The organism is Nonomuraea sediminis, from assembly GCF_018531495.1.
Taxonomy (GTDB): domain Bacteria; phylum Actinomycetota; class Actinomycetes; order Streptosporangiales; family Streptosporangiaceae; genus Nonomuraea; species Nonomuraea sediminis.
On the sequence record NZ_JAHDTI010000011.1, the window covers coordinates 354,746 to 376,199 of the forward strand.

The window sequence follows — 21,454 nt, forward strand, 5'->3', positions numbered from 1 at the left end:
AACCCCCGGATGAACGGCGTGTTTCCGCCCCCTCACACCAGCGCGGGCACCTGCGCCCTGGGCCCGGTCAGCAGCAGCCCGCCCACGAGGGCCGCGACCGCCGCCACCGGCGCGATCCCCGGCGCGAACCCGGCCACGGTCAGCGTCAGCAGCCCCGCCCCGATCAGCCCGGTGGAGGCCAGCACGGAGGTCCAGGTGGCCCTGCCGTACGGCAGCGCCGGCGGCTCCTCGAAGCGGGCGAAGCCTCGCAGCAGCGGCCACATCACCAGGCACAGCGCGCCGAACCACAGCGGCCACCCGGCCAGCCAGCCCGCGCTCCCCGGTGCGGGCGTGTCCAGGCCGAGCCCGACCACGACGACCCCGGTGACGGCGAACAGCGCCGGCATGTGCCACAGGTAGACCGTCATGATCCGCGGGCCGGCCCAGGCCAGCACCCGCTCGGTGGGCAGCCGCAGGATGCGCGACCGCAGCAGCGTCACCAGGCCGATCTGGCCGAACGCGACCGCCAGCATGGCCAGGGTGGGCGGCGCCATGTTCGACACCTCGGCCCCCGGCAGGCCGATCATGCTGCCCGGATACGGACCGAAGGCCACCAGCAGCGCCGCCGCGCCGAACCCGCCCGCGGCCATCAGGCCGGGCCTGGCCAGGCGCCCCTCACGGTAGAAGAAGCCCAGCTGGTGCACCGCCAGCCAGACGAACACGATGTTGAGATAGCCCACCGCCTCGACACCGGAGGAGAACCTGGCCACGTCCGTCACCACGGCCCCCGCGGCGAGCACGGCGGGGACCCGCCAGCCGTAACGGTCGTGCAGCCTCATCAGGTACGGCGTGGCCGTCACGGCGATCAGGTAGACGGCCAGGAACCACAGCAACTGGCCCGTCAGTTTCGCGCCCACCTCGAGCGGCTGCGCGGGCACGCCCAGCGTCAGCAGCAGGTGGGGGAGCGGGATCCACACCGCGGCCAAGGGCAGGAGTGGCCAGGCCAGCCTGCGTAGCCGCGAGGCCAGCCACTGCGGCGCCGGCAGGTGCGTGCGGCCGAAGCTGATCGCGTTGGCCGCGCCCCCGGCGAAGAACACCAGCGGCATCACCTGGCTGATCCAGGTGACCACCCACACGCCCGGCGTGGACAGCGCGTTGCCGGTGGTCAGCCGGGCGCCGTCGTAGGCGAGCACGGGGATCGTCCAGTGCTGCAGGACGACGAGCGCCATCCCGAACACGCGCAGCACGTCGATGAACGGGTCCCTCCCGGCCGTCGCGGTCGTCGTCGGCCTTTCCAGCAGGACGGTCATCAGGGGAGCCTCGATTCGTCGGGGATGGACGACTCAAGGCTTCCGCCGGGAGGGGGTCCGGCACATTGCCGTGAGCACCCGTCTCCGGGTCAAGATCACCCGACCATCGGGGGTAGGGCCAGCCCTACCCCCAGACGCCTGCACGCCAGGTCGTCGTGGTCATGGCAGAGTCGTAGCCTGAAAGCCATGCGCTCCCGGATGAGGCGTGTCCTGCTCGACACGCGCTACACGCTGGTGGGGTTCCCCACGGCCATCATCGCCTTCGTCCTGCTGATCGCGGGCTTCTGCGCGGGGCTCGGCACCGCGGTGGTGTGGATCGGCGTGCCGATCCTGGCGGGCACGCTGCTGATCGCCAGGGGATTCGCCGACGCCGAGCGCGGTTGGCTGGCCGACGTGCTCGACCGCCCTCCCGTGCGCCCCCGCTACAAGCCCGCCCCGCCCGGGTCCGGCCGCTTCCGCCGCCTGGTGAACCCGCTGACCAGCGGCCAGTCCTGGCTCGACCTGCTGCACGGGATCTTCAACTTCCCGATCTCGATCATCTCGTTCGTGTTCACCGTGGTGTTCTGGATGCTGCCGATCCTCGGGCTGACCTACCCGATCTACGGCTACTACACCAGCCGGATCCCGCACAACGTGGAGCTGCCCGAGCTGCTCGGCATCGGCAGGGGCTACGAGACCAACGTCGTCTTCTACGTCACGCTCGGCGTGGTCTTCCTGTTCATCAGCCCGTTCGTCATCCGCGGCGCCGCGCTGCTGCGCGCCGGGCTCGGCCGCGCCCTGCTGACCGGCGTCGCCGAACTGCAGGAGCGCATCGACGACCTGGCCGAGGGCCGCGCCGCCGCCGTCTCCGCCGAGGCCAACGCGCTGCGCAAGCTGGAGCGCGACATCCACGACGGGCCGCAGCAGCGCCTGGTGTCGCTGGCCATGGAGCTGTCGCGGGCGCAGCGGCAGATGCAGAAGGACCCCGAGGCCGCCCAGGCCACGATCACCTCCGCCATCACCGCCACCCGCGAGACGCTCGACGAGCTGCGCGCCCTCTCGCGCGGCATCGCCCCGCCCATCCTCACCGACCGCGGCCTGGCCCCCGCGCTGGCCGCGCTGGCCGGCCGCTGCACCGTCCCCGTCGAGCTGGACGTGCAGACCGTCGAGCGCTACCAGGCGGCCGTGGAGAACGCGATCTACTTCGTCGCCGCCGAGAACCTGACCAACGTGGCCAAGCACAGCCGCGCCACCGTCTGCACCATCCAGCTCGTCCGGGTGGGGGACATGCTGGTGCTGACCATCGGCGATGATGGGGTGGGCGGCGCACACGTCGCCAAGGGACACGGTCTGGCCGGGCTGGCCGACCGGCTTCGCGCGGTCGACGGGGAGCTGGTCGTGCAGTCACCTGTCGGCGGGCCGACATTGATCATGGCGGAGGTTCCGTGCGCGTAGTCGTGGCCGACGATGCCGTTCTCATCCGTGAGGGCCTGGTGAGGCTGCTGGAGGAGTTCGACTTCGACGTGGTGGCGCAGGTGGGTGACGGCGTCGCCCTGGTGGAGGCCATCGCGTCGCTGAAGCCCGACGTGTCGGTGGTGGATGTGCGGATGCCGCCGTCCTTCACCGACGAGGGGCTCAGGGCGGCCGTCGAGGCGCGCGTGCGCGTGCCCGGCGCGCCGGTGCTGATCCTGTCGCAGTACGTCGAGGTCTCCTACGCCGACGACCTGCTCGCCGACGCCCGCGGCGCGGTGGGTTACCTGCTCAAGGACCGGGTCGTCGACGTCGAGGAGTTCCTGGAAGGCCTGCGGCGGGTGGCCGCGGGCGGCACCGTGTTCGACCCGCAGGTGGTGTCGCAGTTGATGGTCCGCAGACGCAAGGACGACCCGCTCGCCCAGCTCACACCGCGCGAACGCGAGGTGCTCGGGCTGATGGCCGAGGGCAAGTCCAACCCGGCGATCGGGCGCCAGCTGGTCATCAGCGACGGCGCGGTGGAGAAGCACATCCGCAGCATCTTCAGCAAGCTCGGCCTCTACGCCGACGACTCCGACCAGCACCGGAGGGTTCTCGCCGTGCTGGCCTATCTGCGGTCCTGATCCTTCACGGCAGGCCGCCCCACCGCCAGTCGCCGCACTTCGGCTGAGGGCCTCCAGGGAGACGCCAGGCCTGAAGGGGTGACGGCTGACCGCCGTTACGCCGCACTGTGGGCCCTGGAGGGGGACCCCGGACCCCGGCCGCACCGCGTGCTGGGATCCGTGGCGGGGCCCGACCGTGCGGGACCGTGGCCGGTCCGCGCGGCTTGCCGTACACGCCGTGGAACGTGCGCGGCCGCGCGGACCTGGCAGCAGCCGGGAGCTAGCCCAGCGCCTCCACCAGCTTCTTGCGCTGCTGGGCGCCCAGGCCGCCGAGGCGGCGCTTCTCGTCGACGCCCGCCTCCTCCATCAGGGCGTTGGCCTTGGCGGGGCCGACACCCTTGACCGCGCGCAGCGCCTGCGAGACCTTGATCTTCTTGGCGATGTCGTCGTCGCGCTCGAGCAGCTGGGCGAACGTCAGCTCGCCGGCCTTGACCTTCGCGAGCAGCGCGGTGCGAGCCGCGCGGGCCTCGGCCGCCTTCTCCAGAGCCGCCTTGCGCTGCTCAGGAGTGAGTGTGGGAAGTGCCATCTCTCTTCTCTCCTCGGGGAGTTAACGATCGGGATTCTGTTACCCCATGTGCAGTGGCTAATCATGGCGGATACCAGCGGTTCGTGTTGCGGAAAGCGCCCGCTCAGCGTGTACGCCACACCGATGCGGCCGCCTCTGCGCACGCCACGTCCTGCGCGACGGTGCCTCCGCTGACCCCCACTCCGCCGACCACGCGTTCCCCCTCACCGTAGTCCGCCCACAACGGGATGCCACCTCCGAAGCACACGAAACGGTCGCCTGCCAGGCCGTACAGCTCGCCGCCCGGCAGGGTCAGCGGATGCAGGTCTGCGGTGGACATCCTGTTGGCCACCGAGGTGTAGGCCTTGCCGGGCGCCAGCACCGGCCCGGCGATCTCCGCACCCTCCATACGCTGGAACGTCACCAGATGCCCGCCCGCGTCGACCACCGCGACCGAGATGAGCGCCCCCTCGCGGGCGGCCTGCTTCAGCGCCGCTTCGCACATGCGGAGCGCGAGTTCGAGATTCACGCGTTGTACCCCAAGGTCCCGAGATTTCCACCCATCGAACGCTCCATCCGTACAGCCCGCGAACCTTGCACCGCAAGATCGCCCTTCTGTGGTGTGACGGCTGAGCTCGATGGGCGTTTTACACCCTCGCGCGTGGTATCCGTCACACCGTGATGCTCGGGCGTGTCGCGGGCCCTTAAGCACTGGTTTGACAGTGAAATTTTTTAGTATGGTGCGTGCATGTCACTTCGGATGGCGCTGCTCACGATGATCGCCGCGGCCCCGCGCAGCGGGTATGACATCGGGCAGGAGTTCGACGGCGTGCTCAAGTTCGTCTGGCATGCCAAGCCCACGCAGGTCTACCCGGAGCTCAAGCGGATGCACGCCGACGGGCTCCTGCGGGAGCTGGACTCCGGGCCACGGGGACGCACGCCGTACGAGATCACCGAGAAGGGGCTGGGTGAGCTGCGCGAATGGTTGCTGACCAGCTCGGCGGACCACTCGCAGCGCAACGAGACCGTGCTGCGGTCGTTCGCGCTGTGGGTGGTGAGCCCGGGGGAGGCGCGCGGGTTCCTGCGGGAGGAGCTGGAGTACCACCGGGCTCGGCTGAAGGGGATGCGGGCGATGAAGGGGCGGCTTGACCTGAGCAGGCCCGCCGACCGGGCGGCGCTGCTCGGGCTGCAGGCGGGCATCCTGCGCCTGGAGGCGGTCGTGACGTGGGCGGAATGGGCGATCGAGACAGTGGAGGCGTGGCCGCGATGATCGGATATCAGGAGTACGGGGATCCGGCGGGGCGGCCGGTGCTGTTCGTCCACGGGTACGCCTCGTCGCGGCTCAACGCCGGATGGACGCTCACCGGCGACCTGCGCGGCCTGCGGATCGTGGCCCTGGACCGGCCCGGTTACGGGCTGAGCTCTCCCACCGACCCTTCGACGTGGGTCACGCAGGTTCTCGGCCTGGTCGAGCGGCTGGGGCTCGGACGGGTCGCCGTGGCCGGCGTGTCGCTCGGGGCCTCCAGCGCGCTCGGGCTGGCCGCCGCGCGGCCCTCGCTGGTCACCGGCGTCACGCTGCTGGCCGGGATGCCGCCGGTCCCGCGGGATCGCCGGTGGACGCCGGCCAGCCGTACCGACGCCCTGTACTGGTGGCTGGCCGGGCGCGCGCCGTGGCTGCTGCGGCGGCTGTGCTCCTGGTCAGCGCGCGCCATGGTCTCCCTGCAGAATCCCGTCATAGCCGCCGCCCGTGTCGCGCGCGAGCTTCCCGACGCTGATCGACAGGTCTTCCTGCAGCTCATGGGTACGGCGGGCGGCCCCAACCGGTTCGCCGCGGATGCCTCGGAAGCCGTCAGGCAGGGTGGCGCCGCGATGGCCGAGGACCTGATCAGGCACCTGGAGCCGTGGCCGTTCGCCATCACGGACGTGCGGGCGCCCGTGCACCTGCTCCACGGGACCGAGGACCCGAAGGTGCCGGTCGAGCTCGTCCGCGACTTCGCCGCGACCCTTCCGTCGGCGACCGCCACCTACCTCTCCGGCGGCCACTTCGCCGCCTTCGCTGACCAGGAAGCCCTGCTCAAGCTCCTGGCCGGTCCCTGAGCGGCTGGTCGGCGCCCTTGCTCAAGCTCCTCGCCAGCGTCTGAGGCCCTCGGGGGTGAGGAACGCGTCGAAGACCGACTCCATGGCGCCCAAGAGGGGCCCGCGGCGCGACAGGGTCGAGGGGGCGATCTCCGGCGGGTGGTCGCGGCGGATCGTCATCAGGCGGTCGTGGAAGGCCGCCTCGAGGGGCTCGGCGGCCTTGGCGTGCAGGTCCAGGCCGAGACCCGAGAGGGTGACGATCTCCGGGTCGTGCGCGTTGACCAGGGCGGCCAGTCCGGTGCCGAGCGCTGTGGCGTTGGCCGCCACCGCCGCGCGCGCCGCGGCGTCGCCCCTGGCCAGGATCGCCTGCGCCTCCTCGCGGCCCTTGCCACCGCCCGCGGGCAGGCCCAGGTGGCGCAGCAGGGCGTTCGAACCCATGTCCATGCCCCAGCAGCCCACGGCCCCGCACATGCACCGCCCGGTGCCGCCGGTGAGCGGCATGTGCCCGAACTCGGCCCCGACCCCGCTCGCCCCGCCCAGTGGCCGCCCGTCGACCACGAGCACGCCGCCCAGGTCGAAGTCCACGTGCACGTGCAACCCGACCCGGACGCCCGCCATCCGCCCGCGCCGTGCCTCGGCCAACGCCGCGCACACCGTGTCGTTGCTCACGTCCAGCGGCACGTCCAGTGCGCCCAGCAGGGCGGGCACGTCCACGGCCCGCCAGCCGAGGTGGGCCACGTCGACCAGGTGGCCGTCGCGGATCGGGCCGGGCACCGCCAGGCCGACGCCGACGACGCGGGAGCCGTACTGCCTGATGTGGGCACGCAGGGCGTCGCCGAGGGGGCGCAGGGTCCTGGCGGGGGAGCCCTGGTGCGGCCAGTCGTCCAGGACGGTCAGGCGGCCGCCGAGCTCGCAGGCGGCGATCTCCCACGCGTCCTCGCGCAGGTCCACGGCCAGGGCGAGTGGGCCGCGCGGATGCGGTCCTGGGATCTGGGTGGGGCGGCCCCTGCCGTGCCCCGCCGACGGCTCCTCGTGCAGCAGCCCGTCCGCCACCAGCCCGCCGACCAGCACGGACGCGGTGCCGCGGGCGAGCTCGAGCTCCTTGGTGAGCTGCGATCGGGTACGGCTCGCGCCGCAGGCGTGCACGGCGCGCAGCAGCCTGGCCCTGTTGTGCTCGCGCAGCTCCACGCTGGTTGTGGCGCCGGTCACAGTCATTGTGGCCACCTCCTCCCGCTTATTATGCTCTAGCCGTGAACAAAAAGGCGCGCATCGCGGTGTTCGGGTTCTTCTTCCTGAGTGGCTTCGTGCTGGGACTGTGGGCGGCCGGGCTGCCGTCGCTCAGCGAACGCCTGCACCTCGGTCCCGGACGGCTCGGCAGCGTGCTGCTGCTGATCTCCGGGGGCGCGCTGGTGTCGATGCTGATCGCGGGCCCGCTCGTGGACCGCTGGTCGAGTCGCCGCATGTGCTGGATCGGCGGGCCGCTGTCGGCCGTCGTGCTGCTCGGGCCCGCGCTCGCGCCCTCGTACTGGTCGCTGGCGGCGCTCGCGGTGCTGTTCGGCATCGGCGTGGGCGTGACCGAGGTGGCCATGAACGCCCACTCTGTCGAGGTCGAACGCGCCTACGGTCGCCCGATCATCTCCGCCTTCCACGGCACCTGGAGCCTCGGCGGAGCCGCCGCCGGCGCCATCACGGCCGGTACCCTCCGGCTCGGCCTCGACCCGCAGGCCCTCCTCATCGCCGCCGCCCTCGTGGTGCCCTTCGGCTACCTCGCGGCCGCCCGCTGGCTCCTCCCGGAGCCACCCCAGTACCCCGAGTCCATGCTTGTGCATTCCGCACAAAGCACGCCACCCGAGCCCGTGGCCGGCACCCCTTCCGGCCGGACCGCCTCCGCCACCCCTTCTGACCGTTTCGCAACGCCCGCCCTGGACACCGCCCCGGGGGCATCCACGGCCGCTGGGGTGTCCCGGCAGGCCGTGGGGGACGTTTCGGAGGGATACGGGGGTAGCGCGTCGTCCGGGCGTTCCTCGGGCGGGGCTGTGTCGCAGCAGCAGGCCGTTCTGGAACGCCCGGTGAGGCGTGTGCCGCTGGGGGTGGGGCTGATCGCGTTGCTGGGGGTGGCGGCGTTCGCGGGGCATCTGAGTGAGGGCGCGGCCATCGACTGGACCTCGCTGCACGCCCGCTGGATCCTGGGCGCCGACCCGGCGTTGGCGCCGCTGGCGTACACGGTGTTCTCGGTGGCGATGACAACCGTGCGGCTGCTGGGTGACCCCATCAGGGCACGGCTCGGCCCTGTGCGGACGATCCAGCTCGCCGGAATCCTGGCCACAGCCGGGTACGTACTCGTACTCGCCGCCCCCGCGACCGGAGCATCGCTCCGCCTGCCGGTCGCCTGGGTGGGATGGGCGCTGGCGGGCGTCGGCCTGGCCCCCGTCGTGCCCGTCATCTTCAGCGCGGTCGGCGCCGCGGGCGGTCCGGTCGGCCGGGCACTCTCCCTGGTGACGGCCTTCGGCTACAGCGGCCTGCTCATCGGCCCCGCCGTCCTCGGCTACGTCGCCGAGTCAGCCTCACTCCCGACCGCCCTCATCATCCCCGCCCTACTCGCCGCCGTCGTAGCCCTCTCCGGCACCCCCGCCATCCGCCGCGCCACCACCCACCCACACCAGCCCACCACCTGACCCGCCCCTCCATCAGCCACCTGTGGGCGTTGCCTGCATGCTCTTCGGCGGCTTCCCCAGGGCGTTGCCGCGCGGCCGCCTCCGGGAGTCGCTGCTCGCGCTGCGGCCGCAGGTCGTCTCGCCGTCCCGGTGGCTGGTGGGGCCCGCCGCACAGGGCGCCGACTTTCGCCGCACGTCGTCTCGCCGACGCGGCGCCTGGTGGGGCTCGCCGTATGGGGCGCCGACTTCGCCGTTCCCCTCTCGCCGTCGCGGCGCCTGGCTGGGGGTGCGTGGGTGTGGGTCTCGTGGGTGGCCTGCCGTAACGCCTTGCGAAGCCGCAAGCGGTGGTCCGCTTCCCGCCGTACCGGGCGGCCTAATTTCGTCGTACGTCGGTTCGGTGGCCCCGGATCAGGGGGCATACCATACCGTATGGTACGGTTGATCTATGGCGGGCAAGGAAGACTGGTTGAACGCGGGGTTGGTGATCCTCGCCGAGCGGGGGGCGCCGGCGCTGACCATCGAGCGGCTCAGTGGAGCGCTCGGCCTGAGCAAAGGCTCCTTCTACCATCATTTCGGCGGCCTCGCCGGTTACCGCACCGCGCTGCTGGCCCACTACGAGGCCAGGACCACCACCCGGATCATCGACCAGGTCGAGGCCGACTCCCGTGCCACGGCCGACGAGAAGCTGAGCCTGTTGTCTGCGACGGTGCTCAGCCGTGGTGGCGATCCCGCGCTTGAGATCGCGATGCGTGCCTGGGCGCAGCAGGATCCGCAGGTCGCCGCCATGCAGCAGCGGGTGGACCGTACCCGGGTGGACTACTTGCGGGGCCTGATGACCGACCTGGGCCGCAACCCCGATCTTGGCGACCTGATGTACCTGGTGCTGATCGGCGGCAACCACGTGCTCCCTGCGCTGAGCGCCGACCGTCTGCAGACGATGTGGGCGCTGGCCCTTCGGTGATCCCGAACCACTCGATCCCCGTGGGCTCCGGCCCTTCGATGATCCTGAACCACTCGATCCCCCCGGATCCCCTCCATGAGCGAAAGGGCAATCGATCATGACCACTCTTACTCGCTGGATCCCGCGCCTGCTCGTGATCACCGGCGCGCTGCACCTGGCCTACAGCGTGGTGTTCTTGCACGGGGCGTTTGTCGACATCGCCAGGGACGGCCTGTTCAACACCTTGGAAGGACACGATGACCGGCTGGCCGCGGTCTGGTTCGTCGTGCTCAGCCCCGCGATGTTCGCCTTGGGCGGGCTCGCCAACTGGACTGTCGCCCAGACCGGCAGGCTGCCTGCACAACTCGGCGTCTGGCTCCTGGTAATCGCCGTCCCGATGCTGGTGCTCATCCCGGTCTCCGGCTTCTGGCTGGTCGCGATCATCGGAGCCCTCACGCTCTACGCCGCCAAGAACCCCACCCCGTCCCGAACGACCTGACCTTCACCGTCCCCACCTCACCGACGCGGCACCTGGGGTGCCCGTGGCCAGCTCGCCGCACGCGGCACCGACCTCTCCCGTACGTTGTCTCGCCGTTCCGGCGCCTGGTGCTGGCGCCGTGAGGGAGGTTGGGCGCTGCCGTACTTCGAGTCGCCGACGCGGTCGGGAAAGGGGGTTGACCTGGTGTTATGTTATCGTGACTTGACCCTGGGGTTACGTGCGGGTTTCATGTGCGCATCACGGTAAACGTTTACAGAAAACTCGGGCGTTTGCCTTCAGGGGAAGGACAGAGGTGGGCGACGGACCTACGATCAACACGATCGCGGAGCGTGCGGGCGTCTCGATCGCCTCGGTCTCGCGGGTGCTGAACGGGCTGCCGACCCGGCAGGACACGGTCCGCAAGGTGATGGCCGCGGCCGAGGAGCTGGGGTACGTGCGCAACGCCGTGGCCCGCTCGCTGAAGTCGCGCCGCACCCACCAGGTCGCCTTCGCCATGGCCGACATCGGCAACCCGGCGTACCTGGCGATGCTGCGGCAGATCCAGCCCGTGCTGAAGGCCGCCGGATACCGGCTGATGCTGCACTCCACCGACGCCGTGGTGGCCGATGAGATCGACGTGCTGCACAGCCTGGGCGAACGTTACGTAGACGGGCTGATCATGAGCCCGCTGCGGGTCACCGACGCGCACCTGGAGATGCTGGCCGCGGCCCGCGCGCCCGTCGTGATCATCGGCTCGGTGCCCGAGGGGACCAGGGTCGACAACGTGCGCGCTGACTCCCGCACCGGCGTCAAGCTGGCCATCAACCACCTGCACACGCTCGGCCGCCGCCGGATCGCGCTGGTCAACGGCCCGCTCGACACCGTGCCCGGCGCCGCCCGCGGTGCGGCCTACCGGGAGGCGCTCGAGGCGCTGGGCCTGCCGTACGACGAGGACCTGGTGGAGATCGGGGACTTCTACCGCGCGGAGGGGGCGCGCGCGGTGGCGAACCTGCTCGGCCGGGTGGCCGACGTGGACGCGCTGATGTGCGCGAACGACCTGATCGCGCTGGGCGCGCTCGACGTGCTGCGGGCCGCAGGGAGGCGGGTGCCCGAGGACGTCGCGGTGGTCGGGATGGACGACACGGACCTGGCCGCCGCGTCCTGGCCGTCGCTGACCAGCGTCTCGCTCGGCTCGGCCGAGCGCGGCAAGGCAGCCGCCGAGCTGCTGCTCGACCGGTTGCAGCACGGTGACAGGGAGCCGCGCGTGGTCACGGTGCCGCCTCGGCTGGTGCCGCGCGCCTCGACCACGGGCGTGGAGCCCGCCCCGGTGCCGGACTCGGCCCGCCGTACAGGAACGAAGAACACGGGAGGGGTGGCGTGACGGCGACCGCGACGAAACCGGCGCGGCCGGCGCCGCGGACGAGCGCCAAGGTGCGCTCGCGGCAGCGCCGCGAGCTGCTGGTCCTGCTGCTGCCCGCGCTGGTGCCGGTCCTGATCTTCAGCGTCGGCCCGCTGCTGTACGGCATCGGCCTGGCCTTCACCGACGCGCGGGCCGGCCGGAACCGCGTCTACAGCTTCGCGGGGTTCGACAACTTCGTGAAGCTGCTGACCGAACCCGACTTCTGGTCCTCCTTCAGGATCGGCCTGATCTACGCGCTGAGCGTGACCGCGCTGACGTTCCTGGCGGGCCTGGGCCTGGCGATCCTGCTGAACCAGAACCTGCGGTTCCGCGGGGTGGCCAGGGTGCTGTCGGTCGTGCCGTGGGCGATGCCGCCCGTGGTGATCGGCCTGATGTGGAAGCTGGTCTACCATCCGGACGCCGGGATCCTGAACAGCATGCTCGGCACGGACATCGACTGGCTGGCCGACTTCACGTTCGTCATCCCGGCGATCATCATCATGGGCGTCTGGGCGGGCATGCCGCAGACCACCGTGGTGCTGCTCGCGGGCCTGCAGAACGTGCCGAAGGAGCTCTACGAGGCCGTCGAGGTGGACGGCGCGGGCACCTGGCGCAAGTTCTGGAACATCACGCTGCCCCAGCTCAAGCCCGTGATCGTGGCGATCACCTCGCTCGACTTCGTGTGGAACATCAACCAGTTCAGCCTGGTCTTCGTGCTCACCCAGGGCGGGCCGGGCGGCCGGACCCGGCTGCCGATGCTCTTCGCCTACCAGGAGGCCTTCCGCTACGGGCGCTTCGGCTCGGCCGCGGCCATGGGAGTCGTGATCACCGTGGTCGTGCTCGCCGTGCTCGGCGTCTACCTGTGGCGGCAGATGAGGGAGGCGTCCTCGTGAAGCGGATCCCGCAGTACCTCGCGCTGCTGGCCTACATGGCGTTCCTGATCTTCCCGCTGCTGTGGCTGCTGTCGATGTCGCTGAAGACGCCGCAGGAGATGGGTCAGCTGCACCCCACCTGGATCCCGCAGGACCCCACGACGGCCAACTACGTCACCGCCTTCACCGAGAAGGACCTGGTCGGCGCGGCCCTGCGCAGCGTGATCGTGGCGGTGGCGAGCTCCGTGATCACCGTGGTGATCGCCCTGCCCGCCTCCTACGCCCTGGCCCGCTACCGCGGCGCCGTCAACAAGGCGGCGCTCGGCTGGGTGCTGCTCAGCCAGGTCTTCCCGTTCATCCTGATCATCATCCCGCTGTTCACGATCATGGTGAAGCTGGAGCTGGTCAACACGCTGGCCGGGCTGGTGGCCGTGCACGTGACGTTCACGCTGCCGTTCGCGCTGTGGATGTTGCAGGGCTACGTCCGTTCCGTGCCTCCCCAGCTGGAGGAGGCCGCGGCAGTGGACGGCGCCGGGCGCCTGCGGGCGATCGTCAGCGTGGTCGCGCCGCTGCTGGCACCCGGGGTGGTGGCCACCCTGCTGTTCTCTTTCATCTCGTCCTGGAACGAGTTCCTTTTCGCGCTCGTGATGCTGAAGGACCCGGACGTGATCACCCTTCCACTCCTGCTGGCCTCGTTCACGGGGCCCGAGGGTGTGGCCAGGCTCGGACCGCTGGCCGCGGCGTCAGTGATGGCGACGATCCCGAGCCTGGTGTTTTTCGCAATCATCCAGCGGCGGTTGAAGTCCGGCCTGATGGCCGGTGCCGTCAAGGGCTAGGAGGTCCTATGCGTATCAAATCGGCGCTGGCCGCAGCCGCGATCATCGCTCTGTCCGCAGCGTGCGGCAGCAGCGGCGGCAGCGGTGCCACAGGCGAGCCGGCCAAGTCCGGCGGCGAGCCCGTGAAGCTGAACTTCCTCAGCCTGGCCTGGCAGAAGGAGTCCATCGCGGCCAACAAGGAGCTCGTCGACGAGTGGAACAAGGCGAACCCCACCATCCAGGTCACCCTGGTGCAGGGCAGCTGGGACAACGTCAACGACCAGCTCGTCACCCAGTTCGCCGGCGGCACGGCGCCCGACGTCATCCATGACGACTCGCCGGCCCTGGCCAGCTTCGCCACCCAGGGCTACCTGCTCGACCTGAAGGACAAGGTCCCGGCCGAGCTCAAGAGCGACATCCCGCAGGCCGCCTGGGACACCACCACCTTCGACGACGGCAAGGGCAACCAGGGCGTGTACGGCGTGCCGTTCCTGCAGGAGTCGCAGGTCATCTACGCCAACAAGAAGGCGCTCGACGACGCCAAGGTGCGCATCCCCACCCCCGACAGCCCGTGGACGTGGGACGAGTTCGCCGACATCAGCAAGAAGCTCACCAAGGGCGGCAACTACGGCGTGGCCTGGGCGATGAAGTCGCCGGTCAACAAGACCCTCAACCTGGCGCTGAACTTCGGCGGCACGTTCTTCCAGACCGCCGACGGCAAGACCACGGTCAAGGTGGGCCCGGAGGAGAAGCAGGTCCTCCAGCGCATCTACGACCAGATCAACAAGGACAAGTCGGCCGATCCGAAGGCGCTCGGCATGGGCACCGCCGACCCGCTGCCCGGCTTCTTCGCCGGCAAGTACGCGCTGCTTCCCGCCGGCGTCTACTTGCGCCAGCAGATCGCCGAGCAGGCGCCCAAGGGCTTCGACTGGGTGACGCTGCCTCCGCTGAAGGGCACCTCCTCCAACCAGGGCGCGGTCTCGCAGACCCTGTCGGTGGCGCAGGACAGCAAGCACCCGGACGAGGCGCTGAAGTTCATCTCCTTCTTCCTCAACGGCACCAACCAGGTCAAGCTGGCCAAGGGTGACTGGCTGCTGCCGACCTCCCAGAAGGCCGCCGCCGACCCGGCGATGACCACCAAGGAGATCGGCTGGGACGTGGCCACCTCCACCGCCAAGATCCTCGTCGTGGCGCCGTTCCTCAAGGTCAACGGCTACGACGAGTGGAAGACGAAGGTGGCCACGCCGGCGCTGCAGCAGTACTTCGCCGGCAAGATCAGCCTCGACGACGCGGCCAAGCAGCTCGTCGACGAGGGCAACAAGGTCCTGGAGAACAACTAGCGGTGAGTTATCGCGACAAGGCCCGTGGGTGTCTGCTCGGTCTCGCGGCCGGCGACGCCCTCGGGGCCCCCGCGGAGAACCTCACGCCCGCCGAGATCCGGCGGCGCTGGGGGACTCTCACGGAGCTCGAGGGCGGCGGCACCGACGACACCGAGTACGCCATCTTCGCCTCCTCCTTGCTGGTACGGCACGGCCACGCCCTGACCGCCGCGGACGTGGCCGCCGCCTACCGATCCGAGGTGATCCCGCTGGTGACGGGGCCGATGCGCGGGGCGGGATTCTCCGAGCTCGGCACCATCCAGGCGTTGCGCCGCGGGCTGGAGCCGCCGCTGACCGGGCTGGTGCACTCGCACGGCTGGTCGGACGGGCTGGCCATGCGCGCGGCGCCCTACGGCGTCTTCTGCCCCGGCGACCCCGCGGAGGCGGCCCGGCTGGTCGAGCAGGACGGGCTGGTCAGCGGGTCGGGCGAGGGCATCCTCGGCGGGCGCGCCGTCGCCGCCGCCGTGGCCTCGGCGATGTCCGGGGCCAGGCCACAGGAAGTGGTCCTGGCCGCCCTCTCGGTGATCCCCGCGGACTCCTGGACATCCCGCAACATCGTCCGCGTACGCGAGGTCCTGGGCGAGGCGAGCAGCGATACGGCGGAGGAACTGACCGAGGCTTTGCACGCGGCGGTCGTCGTCAAGCACTACCCGTGGACCGACGTAGCCCCTGAAGCTGTGGCGTTGGCGATGGCCGCCTACCTCGCGGGGGAGGGCGACATCGAGAGGTCCGTGACGTTCGGGGTAAGCCTGGGCAGGGACGCGGACACCATCGGCGCCATCGCAGGGGCGATCGCCGGCGCCGGGCAGGGGGAGAGCGGGGTCCCGCGCAGATGGGCCGGGAGAATCGGGCCCGTGACGGGGAAATGCCTGCCGGTCGTAGCGGGAAGACACGTACTGGACGTCGCCGGCGAACTGGCGAGAGGACTCTGAAAAGACCATGTCGGGGGACAGAAGAAGGGGAGCCTTCGCCGGGCTGGCCGTGGGCGACGCCGCGGGCTGGCCGGCGGCCAGGCACCGCTCGGCCGTGCACGCCCCGTGGAGCCGCAGGCTCTACCGCGAGCTCGACGCCTTCGCCGAGGAGCACCGGGTCACCACGCTGCCCGTCCCGTTCGCGCTCAACCAGCCCACCGCGCCGCTGGCGCTCGGCCCGTCCGACGACGCCGAGTGGCTGGCCTGGACCACGCTGACCATCCGGCAGGACAGGGTGGAGGCGTTCCTGAGCCTGGTGGGCCGCGAGGACGTCAGGGCCCGCATCTCCGTGGCCACCGCCCTGGACAACCTGGCCAAGGGCGTCGAACCGCCCGCCAGCGGCCACGACAACCCGCACCACTTCGACGACGCCGCCGCGATCAGGGCGGTCGCGTTCGGCGTGTTCGGCCTCGACCCGGCCGAGGACGCCCAGGTCACCAATGCCGAGGACGGCCTGCGGGCCGCACACGCGATGGCCGCCGCGATCGGGGCCGCCGTGGAGACCGGATCGGCCACCGAAGCGGTCGAGGCGGCGCTGGCCGTACTGCCTGAGGACACCGCGATCGGGCACAACGCCCGCGTCGCACGGGAGGCCGCCAGGAAGGCGGGGGACGCCTTCGCCGCGGTGCCCGCGCTCGACGCCGCGCTCGTCGACCACGTCTACAGCTACGCCGTGGGCGCCGCGCAGACCGTGCCGGCGGCGCTCGCGCTGGCCGAGGTGTCGGGCGGCAGGCTGCGCGAGGCCGTGCCCGCCGCCGCGTGCCTTTCCGCGCTGGCCGACTCGGCGCCCGCGCTGGCCGGGGCGCTGACCGGCGCCTGCGGGGGATACGAGACGATCCCGCAGGGGTGGGCCGCCTCGTCGCGCACACTGGCCGGCTGCTGCCTGCCCGAACTGGCGGGCAGGGATCTGATGGAACTCTTGGAGGGACTCGCATGACGCCGCTTGACGACAGGGCCACCGGGTGCGTGGCGGGAGCGGCGGTGGGTGACGCCCTCGGCGGTGCCACCGAGGGCTGGACGCCCGAGCAGATCGTCGCCAGGTACGGCGGGCAGGTCGAGGGCATCGTCGGCCCGTACAACGAGGACTGGCGCAACGCCCGCCCGATCGCCCCCTACCACAAGGGCGACGGCCACATCACCGACGACACCCTCATGACACACGCTCTGATCAGGGTGTACGAGAAGGCCGGCGGCCACCTGGACGCCTACGCCATGGCCGAGCACGTGGTGCCGGAGCTGATGGGCGCCAAGCAGTGGATCCCCGAGCTGGAGGCCGAGGCGCTGCCGCTGCAGCGGATCTTCCTGGCCGAGAAGTGGATCGTGGCCCGCCTGCACTACGGCCACGTCGACCCGCGCGAGGCCGGAGTCGGCAACATCGTCAACTGCGGCGCCGCCATGTACGTCGCGCCCGTCGGCGTCGTCAACGCCGCCGACCCCGACGCCGCCTACGCCGAGGCCATCGACCTGACCGGCGCCCACCAGTCGAGCTACGGCCGCGAGGCCGCCGGCGTCATGGCCGCCGCGGTGGCCGAGGCGATGCGTCCCGGCGCGACCGTCGACTCGGTCGTCGCCACCACGCTGCGCCTGGCCAAGGACGGCACCAGGGCCGCCATCGAGGCGGTCTGCGAGGCGGCGCGCGGGCTGGGCCACTGGGACGGCTCGTTCGAGACGCTGCGCGCGGCCATGCGCCCCTACGACACGGTCGCCGACACCTACCGCGACCAGGGCCTGGGCGCGCGCCGCCCGTCGCGGGTGCACAGCATCGAGGAACTGCCGCTGGCGCTGGCGTTCCTGGTCATCGCCAAGGGCGACTACCGCGACACGGTGCTCGGCGGCGTCAACTACGGCCGCGACGCCGACTCGATCGCCTCCATGGGCGGCGCCATCGCCGGCGCCCTCGGGGGCTTGGCCGCCGTTCCCGCCGAGTGGGTCTCGCAGGTCGGTACGGCCAGCCGTACCGACCTCGTGGCTCCCGGCCACGCGATCGCGGCCGTGGCCCGCCGCGTGCACGCCGAGGACCTGCGGCGGCGGCGCGCGCACGAGGCGGCCTTCGCCGAACTGGACGAGTCGTGATCCGCCTGACCTGGGTGCAGCCCGAGGACCTGATCGGTCACGAGCTCCGCCAAGCCACCGAAGACGGCCGTCTAGCGAAATTTCCGGAAATAGGGGAAATCGCGGAAAGGTGGCACGCCGCGGGCGGCCACGACGCCCCGCCCCGGGCGGGCGCCTCCTCTGCCGGGGCGGCACGGTTGCGCGCCCTCGCGGCCGACCTGCTGGACGAGCTGGCCTCCTTCCCGTCGCCCCTCGACGAGCCGACGGATATCTCCGACATCGTGGCGGCGTGCCCGGACTGGCCGGAGCCGACGCGGGCCCCCGTGGACCCGGCCCGCGTGCTGGGCGCCTGGCAGGGCAGGGCCGCCGGATGCGTGCTCGGCAAGCCGGTCGAGAAGATCCCGCGCGCGGGCATCCAGGAGATCGCCAAGGCCACCGGCAACTGGCCGATCCGCGGCTGGTTCACCGCCGAAGGGTTGCCCGAGGAGATCGCCGAGCGCTGGCCATGGAACCGCCGCAGCGCCGTCAACTCCCTGGTCGAGAACATCGACGGCATCCCCGAGGACGACGACCTGAACTACCCGCTGCTCGCCCTGTCGGTCCTGGAGCGCGCCGGGCGCGGCTTCACCACCGACGACGTGGCCAAGCTCTGGCTGGACGAGCTGCCCGCGGGCCGGACGTTCACCGCCGAGCGGGTCGCCTACCGCAACCTGCTCGACGGGCTCGAACCCCCGCGCACCGCCACCTACCGCAACCCGTTCCGCGAGTGGATCGGTGCGATGATCCGCACCGACGTCTACGGCTGGGTCAACCCCGGCGATCCCGCGGCCGCCGCCGAGCAGGCCTGGCGCGATGCCCGGCTCACCCACACCTCCAACGGCGTCTACGGGGCCATGTTCGCCGCCGCGATGTGCGCCCAGGCGCTGGTCGCCACATCGGCGCGGGAGGCGGTCGAGGCCGGGATCGCGGTCGTGCCGCCCGCCTCGCGGCTCGGCGCCGCGCTGCGGCAGGCCGTCGAGGACGCCACCGCCGAGAGCGACTTCGAGCGCGTGATCGACCGGCTGCACGAGCGGCACGGCGACCTGCACTGGGTCCACACGATCAACAACGCCGCGCTGGTCGCCGCCACGCTCGTGCACGCCGACGGCGACTTCACGGCCACCGTCGCCGGTGCCGTGGCCGGCGGCTGGGACACCGACTCGGCGGGCGCCACCGCCGGGTCGATCGCGGGCGCGCTGAACGGCGGCGTACCCGGGCAGTGGCTGATGCGTGACAGCCTGGCCAGCAGCTTGACGGGCTTCGACGGGGTCACCCTGGTGGAGTTGGCCCGCCGTACTCAGGAGATGATGTGACCATGATCTCGGTCTTCGGCAGCGCGAACATGGATCTCGTCGCGTACGTAGCACAGGCCCCCAAGCGGGGCGAGACAGTGACGGGACGGGCGTTCCGCACCGTGCCCGGCGGCAAGGGCGCCAACCAGGCCATCGCCGCCGCCCGCGCGGGAACCGAGGTGGCCTTCCTCGGCGCGGTCGGCGACGACTCCTTCGGCACCGAGATCCGCGCCACCCTGGCCGAGGCGGGGGTGGACGTCGCGGGCCTGCGCCGGGTGGAGGGGCCCAGCGGCATCGCGCACATCGTCGTCGACGACGAGGGCGGCAACTCCATCATCGTCGTGCCCGGCGCCAACGGCACGATCACCGGCCCGTCCAGCGACGACCTGGCCGTGATCGCCCGCTCGCAGGCGCTGCTGCTGCAGCTCGAGCTGCCCATGGAGGCCGTGATCGGCGCCGCCGAGGCCGCCAGGGTCGGCGGGGCGCAGGTCGTCCTCACCCCCGCGCCGGCGCGCCCGCTGCCCGACGAACTGCTCGAGGCCGTCACGCTCATCGTGCCCAACGAGCACGAGGCCGCCGCGCTGACCGGCGCCGCCGACTCCGAGACCGCGCTGGACGAGCTGCTCAAGAAGGTCCCCGAGGTCGTCATCACGCTCGGCTCCGAGGGCGCGCTGTACGGCTCGCGTTCCGGAGACCGGTTGCGGGTGCCGGCCGTACCGGTGCACGCGGTCGACACGACGGCGGCAGGCGACACGTTCGTCGGCGCCCTGGCCGTGGCCCGCACCGAGGGCAAGCCGCCCGCCGACGCGCTCCTGTTCGCCTCGGCCGCCGCCGCGCTGTCGGTGCAGCGGGAGGGCGCGAGCACCTCGATGCCCACCCGCCAGGAGATCGACGCCTTCCTGTCCTAGCGCGTCCGGCGATGCCCGGAGAAGGCGGTGCGGAACGCCGTCATGGCGGGCTCGCCGAGCACCGCGAACACCACGTGCGCGAACCTGCCGCCGGCCAGGTGCTTCCTGAACAGGGACGCCACCACGGCAGGATCGTTGCCGCGCGCGCCGCAGCCCCAGGCGCCGAGCACCAGCGTGTCATGCCCGTGCGTCTGGGCGACGGCGAGCAGGCGCTTGATCCCGGCGTCGATCGCTGCGCGTCCGCTCGGGGCGACCGCGCTGATGACGGAGATCTCGTACGGCTCCGCCAGCAGGTCGCCGTCGTCGTCCCTGAACACCTGGACACCGGCGGAATAGAGGACGGCGTCGGCGTCGGCGTGGAAGTCCTCGGCCCCGGCCAGCGCGGTGTGCAACGTCGAGGCGCGCAGCAGGCTCGTCTCCTGCGACTGCGCGCCGTCGCGGTAGGCGCGCCCAGGGGGACGAGGGGAGGCGAAGCCCAGGACGGCCGGGTTGCCGCCCATGCGGGCGGCGGCCTGAAGAGTGCTCTCGTTGACCACCTCGAACCGCGCCCGCTTGTGGCGGCGCTGGAGCGTGAGCGGCTCATCCCGGAGGTGAGTCCGGGGAGAGGCCGAGGTGAGGGGCACCCACTGTCCATCCGGGTTGACGTAGCCTCCCGCCTCGAGGATGTCGAGCGTTTCGGCGGCGAGCGCGCGAAGCCGGGGCGAGCGGTCCTGGCCGAGCAGTCTGAGCTCCAACGGCCCGGGGGGTGAACGCAGCAGGCGGATCGCCACTTCCGGGTCGCTCTTCAGGTGCTCGTTGTAGAACCAGTAGCGCAGCTCGGGCTGGGTGAGGTTGCGCGACTCGCGCCGGCCGTCGACCTTGACCACCATGAGCGAGGCGATCTGGACCACCGCCGCAGTGGCCCGGTCGAGTATCTGCTCGAACAGCGCGATGGCCCTGCTCTCCGCCGGGTCGAGGTCGACCGGCCGGCCTTGCAGGGCCGCACGGAGCCGGGAGGACTGCTCGGTGGCGCTGGCCGTGGTGGCTCGGGAGCCCGAGCGCGCCCGCACCCCCACCTCTCGCGCGCCGCGGAAGCGGCCTTCCCCGTAATAGATGATCTCCAGGTCGAAAGCATTGAGCATCCGGTCGAGGAAACCGGTGAATATCCGGGAAATGGCCTGGTCGGCAAAATATGCCCAGACCGGAAATCCCATAATGACCTCCTCCGTATCGACCACCACGTCGGTGGCCCGATCCCAGGAGATCCACTTCTTTTCCGTCAAGACTGCTTCTTCCGACTTGTATATGGGAAAGACCCTTATCAGCCCATTTACACGAAATACCTTCAATATGCGTTCCGTGGTGCAAATGAGCACCACCTCCGAGCGCTGGGCGCGCGCCCTCTTCAGGCCGCCGACGAGGACGCCGAAGCCGGTGGAGTCCAAATAATCGACCTGTCGGATATTGAGCACGTAGACCTGCGGCGGGGCGTCGGCCATGAGGTCGACCAGCACTTCCCGTAGCTTGGGCGCGGTGTAGACGTCGATTTCACCGACCGTGTCGACGAAGACCATCCGGTCCTCGGTCCGGACTTCAACTTTGAGATCCACGCGCCAATCGTAAGCTGGCGCGGTGGACAAACACTTGCCATCCAAACGAGGTCGATCCATCCCCGGACTACGGCTGACCCCTATT

Annotated in this window: 21 protein-coding genes; 16 read left to right on the forward strand and 5 right to left on the reverse strand. The window is 71.2% G+C overall.

The annotated features are described in order from the left end of the window. Positions 1-32: 32 nt before the first annotated feature. Complete coding sequence (locus KIK09_RS39200) at positions 33-1,289, reverse strand: acyltransferase family protein (RefSeq protein ID WP_214324540.1); 1,257 nt, start codon at positions 1,287-1,289, stop codon at positions 33-35. Positions 1,290-1,475: 186 nt separating this feature from the next. Between KIK09_RS39200 and KIK09_RS39205 the strand changes: the two genes are divergently transcribed. Next, positions 1,476-2,723, forward strand: a complete 1,248-nt coding sequence (locus KIK09_RS39205; protein ID WP_214324541.1) for a sensor histidine kinase — start codon at positions 1,476-1,478, stop codon at positions 2,721-2,723. Next, the gene (locus tag KIK09_RS39210) at positions 2,714-3,361 is read left to right on the forward strand and encodes a response regulator (RefSeq protein WP_214324542.1); all 648 of its coding nucleotides are present in this window, start codon (positions 2,714-2,716) and stop codon (positions 3,359-3,361) included. The genes KIK09_RS39205 and KIK09_RS39210 overlap by 10 nt, the downstream gene beginning before the upstream one ends. A 259-nt stretch (positions 3,362-3,620) precedes the next feature. Here the strand turns inward: KIK09_RS39210 and mihF are convergent, their stop codons facing one another. Next, positions 3,621-3,926, reverse strand: a complete 306-nt coding sequence (gene mihF, locus KIK09_RS39215) for an integration host factor, actinobacterial type (protein ID WP_214324543.1) — start codon at positions 3,924-3,926, stop codon at positions 3,621-3,623. A gap of 103 nt (positions 3,927-4,029) precedes the next feature. Beyond that, the gene (locus KIK09_RS39220) at positions 4,030-4,434 is read right to left on the reverse strand and encodes a GlcG/HbpS family heme-binding protein (RefSeq protein WP_214324544.1); all 405 of its coding nucleotides are present in this window, start codon (positions 4,432-4,434) and stop codon (positions 4,030-4,032) included. A 219-nt stretch (positions 4,435-4,653) separates the two neighbouring features. Between KIK09_RS39220 and KIK09_RS39225 the strand changes: the two genes are divergently transcribed. Both KIK09_RS39225 and KIK09_RS39230 read left to right on the forward strand, forming a co-directional pair. After that, positions 4,654-5,175 carry a PadR family transcriptional regulator gene (locus KIK09_RS39225; protein ID WP_214324545.1) on the forward strand — a complete coding sequence of 174 codons (522 nt, stop codon included), beginning with the start codon at positions 4,654-4,656 and terminating at the stop codon, positions 5,173-5,175. Further along, on the forward strand, positions 5,172-6,002 hold the full coding sequence (locus KIK09_RS39230) for an alpha/beta fold hydrolase (RefSeq protein ID WP_250574536.1): 831 nt from the start codon (positions 5,172-5,174) through the stop codon (positions 6,000-6,002). Before KIK09_RS39225 ends, KIK09_RS39230 begins: the two co-directional genes overlap by 4 nt. A gap of 21 nt (positions 6,003-6,023) precedes the next feature. Here the strand turns inward: KIK09_RS39230 and KIK09_RS39235 are convergent, their stop codons facing one another. Next, the gene (locus tag KIK09_RS39235) at positions 6,024-7,196 is read right to left on the reverse strand and encodes an ROK family transcriptional regulator (protein ID WP_214324547.1); all 1,173 of its coding nucleotides are present in this window, start codon (positions 7,194-7,196) and stop codon (positions 6,024-6,026) included. A 35-nt stretch (positions 7,197-7,231) separates the two neighbouring features. Between KIK09_RS39235 and KIK09_RS58315 the strand changes: the two genes are divergently transcribed. The 12 genes from KIK09_RS58315 (at position 7,232) to rbsK (ending at position 19,780) form a co-directional block, all read left to right on the forward strand. Next, a complete protein-coding gene (locus KIK09_RS58315; RefSeq protein ID WP_308164583.1) occupies positions 7,232-8,656 on the forward strand; it encodes an MFS transporter in 1,425 nt (474 codons plus the stop codon). A gap of 424 nt (positions 8,657-9,080) precedes the next feature. After that, a complete protein-coding gene (locus KIK09_RS39250; protein ID WP_214324548.1) occupies positions 9,081-9,596 on the forward strand; it encodes a TetR/AcrR family transcriptional regulator in 516 nt (171 codons plus the stop codon). Between the two features lie 97 nt (positions 9,597-9,693). Beyond that, entirely contained in the window at positions 9,694-10,074 is a 381-nt protein-coding gene (locus tag KIK09_RS39255) for a DUF6463 family protein (RefSeq protein ID WP_214324549.1), read from the forward strand. 292 nt (positions 10,075-10,366) lie between these two features. Next, positions 10,367-11,434, forward strand: coding sequence for a LacI family DNA-binding transcriptional regulator (locus KIK09_RS39260; RefSeq protein WP_214324550.1), 1,068 nt, complete (start codon positions 10,367-10,369; stop codon positions 11,432-11,434). Continuing rightward, entirely contained in the window at positions 11,431-12,345 is a 915-nt protein-coding gene (locus KIK09_RS58320) for a carbohydrate ABC transporter permease (RefSeq protein ID WP_214324551.1), read from the forward strand. Before KIK09_RS39260 ends, KIK09_RS58320 begins: the two co-directional genes overlap by 4 nt. Then, the gene (locus tag KIK09_RS39270) at positions 12,342-13,160 is read left to right on the forward strand and encodes a carbohydrate ABC transporter permease (protein WP_214324552.1); all 819 of its coding nucleotides are present in this window, start codon (positions 12,342-12,344) and stop codon (positions 13,158-13,160) included. Before KIK09_RS58320 ends, KIK09_RS39270 begins: the two co-directional genes overlap by 4 nt. 8 nt (positions 13,161-13,168) lie before the next feature. After that, positions 13,169-14,479, forward strand: a complete 1,311-nt coding sequence (locus KIK09_RS39275) for an ABC transporter substrate-binding protein (protein WP_214324553.1) — start codon at positions 13,169-13,171, stop codon at positions 14,477-14,479. A gap of 2 nt (positions 14,480-14,481) precedes the next feature. Then, positions 14,482-15,450: an ADP-ribosylglycohydrolase family protein gene (locus KIK09_RS39280; RefSeq protein WP_214324554.1), complete on the forward strand. Its 969-nt coding sequence runs from the start codon at positions 14,482-14,484 to the stop codon at positions 15,448-15,450. Between the two features lie 7 nt (positions 15,451-15,457). Then, complete coding sequence (locus KIK09_RS39285; RefSeq protein WP_214324555.1) at positions 15,458-16,426, forward strand: ADP-ribosylglycohydrolase family protein; 969 nt, start codon at positions 15,458-15,460, stop codon at positions 16,424-16,426. Then, positions 16,423-17,562: an ADP-ribosylglycohydrolase family protein gene (locus KIK09_RS39290; protein WP_214324556.1), complete on the forward strand. Its 1,140-nt coding sequence runs from the start codon at positions 16,423-16,425 to the stop codon at positions 17,560-17,562. The genes KIK09_RS39285 and KIK09_RS39290 overlap by 4 nt, the downstream gene beginning before the upstream one ends. Further along, positions 17,559-18,893, forward strand: a complete 1,335-nt coding sequence (locus KIK09_RS39295) for an ADP-ribosylglycohydrolase family protein (protein ID WP_214324557.1) — start codon at positions 17,559-17,561, stop codon at positions 18,891-18,893. Before KIK09_RS39290 ends, KIK09_RS39295 begins: the two co-directional genes overlap by 4 nt. Before the next feature lie 2 nt (positions 18,894-18,895). Then, the gene (rbsK, locus tag KIK09_RS39300) at positions 18,896-19,780 is read left to right on the forward strand and encodes a ribokinase (RefSeq protein WP_214324694.1); all 885 of its coding nucleotides are present in this window, start codon (positions 18,896-18,898) and stop codon (positions 19,778-19,780) included. On the opposite strand, the gene KIK09_RS58325 is transcribed toward rbsK, so the two are convergent. Further along, positions 19,777-21,429 carry a TIGR02452 family protein gene (locus KIK09_RS58325; protein WP_214324558.1) on the reverse strand — a complete coding sequence of 551 codons (1,653 nt, stop codon included), beginning with the start codon at positions 21,427-21,429 and terminating at the stop codon, positions 19,777-19,779. The genes rbsK and KIK09_RS58325 overlap by 4 nt on opposite strands. Positions 21,430-21,454 lie beyond the last annotated feature (25 nt).

Excerpts from the sequence above, each read along its gene's own strand:
- KIK09_RS39200 (WP_214324540.1), bottom strand. The coding sequence starts at position 1,289 with ATGACCGTCCTGCTGGAAAGGCCGACGACGACCGCGACGGCCGGGAGG.
- KIK09_RS39205 (WP_214324541.1), top strand. The coding sequence starts at position 1,476 with ATGCGCTCCCGGATGAGGCGTGTCCTGCTCGACACGCGCTACACGCTG.
- mihF (WP_214324543.1), bottom strand. The coding sequence starts at position 3,926 with ATGGCACTTCCCACACTCACTCCTGAGCAGCGCAAGGCGGCTCTGGAG.
- KIK09_RS39225 (WP_214324545.1), top strand. The coding sequence starts at position 4,654 with ATGTCACTTCGGATGGCGCTGCTCACGATGATCGCCGCGGCCCCGCGC.
- KIK09_RS39230 (WP_250574536.1), top strand. The coding sequence starts at position 5,172 with ATGATCGGATATCAGGAGTACGGGGATCCGGCGGGGCGGCCGGTGCTG.
- KIK09_RS39235 (WP_214324547.1), bottom strand. The coding sequence starts at position 7,196 with ATGACTGTGACCGGCGCCACAACCAGCGTGGAGCTGCGCGAGCACAAC.
- KIK09_RS39250 (WP_214324548.1), top strand. The coding sequence starts at position 9,081 with ATGGCGGGCAAGGAAGACTGGTTGAACGCGGGGTTGGTGATCCTCGCC.
- KIK09_RS39255 (WP_214324549.1), top strand. The coding sequence starts at position 9,694 with ATGACCACTCTTACTCGCTGGATCCCGCGCCTGCTCGTGATCACCGGC.
- KIK09_RS39275 (WP_214324553.1), top strand. The coding sequence starts at position 13,169 with ATGCGTATCAAATCGGCGCTGGCCGCAGCCGCGATCATCGCTCTGTCC.
- KIK09_RS39285 (WP_214324555.1), top strand. The coding sequence starts at position 15,458 with ATGTCGGGGGACAGAAGAAGGGGAGCCTTCGCCGGGCTGGCCGTGGGC.
- KIK09_RS39290 (WP_214324556.1), top strand. The coding sequence starts at position 16,423 with ATGACGCCGCTTGACGACAGGGCCACCGGGTGCGTGGCGGGAGCGGCG.
- rbsK (WP_214324694.1), top strand. The coding sequence starts at position 18,896 with ATGATCTCGGTCTTCGGCAGCGCGAACATGGATCTCGTCGCGTACGTA.
- KIK09_RS58325 (WP_214324558.1), bottom strand. The coding sequence starts at position 21,429 with ATGGATCGACCTCGTTTGGATGGCAAGTGTTTGTCCACCGCGCCAGCT.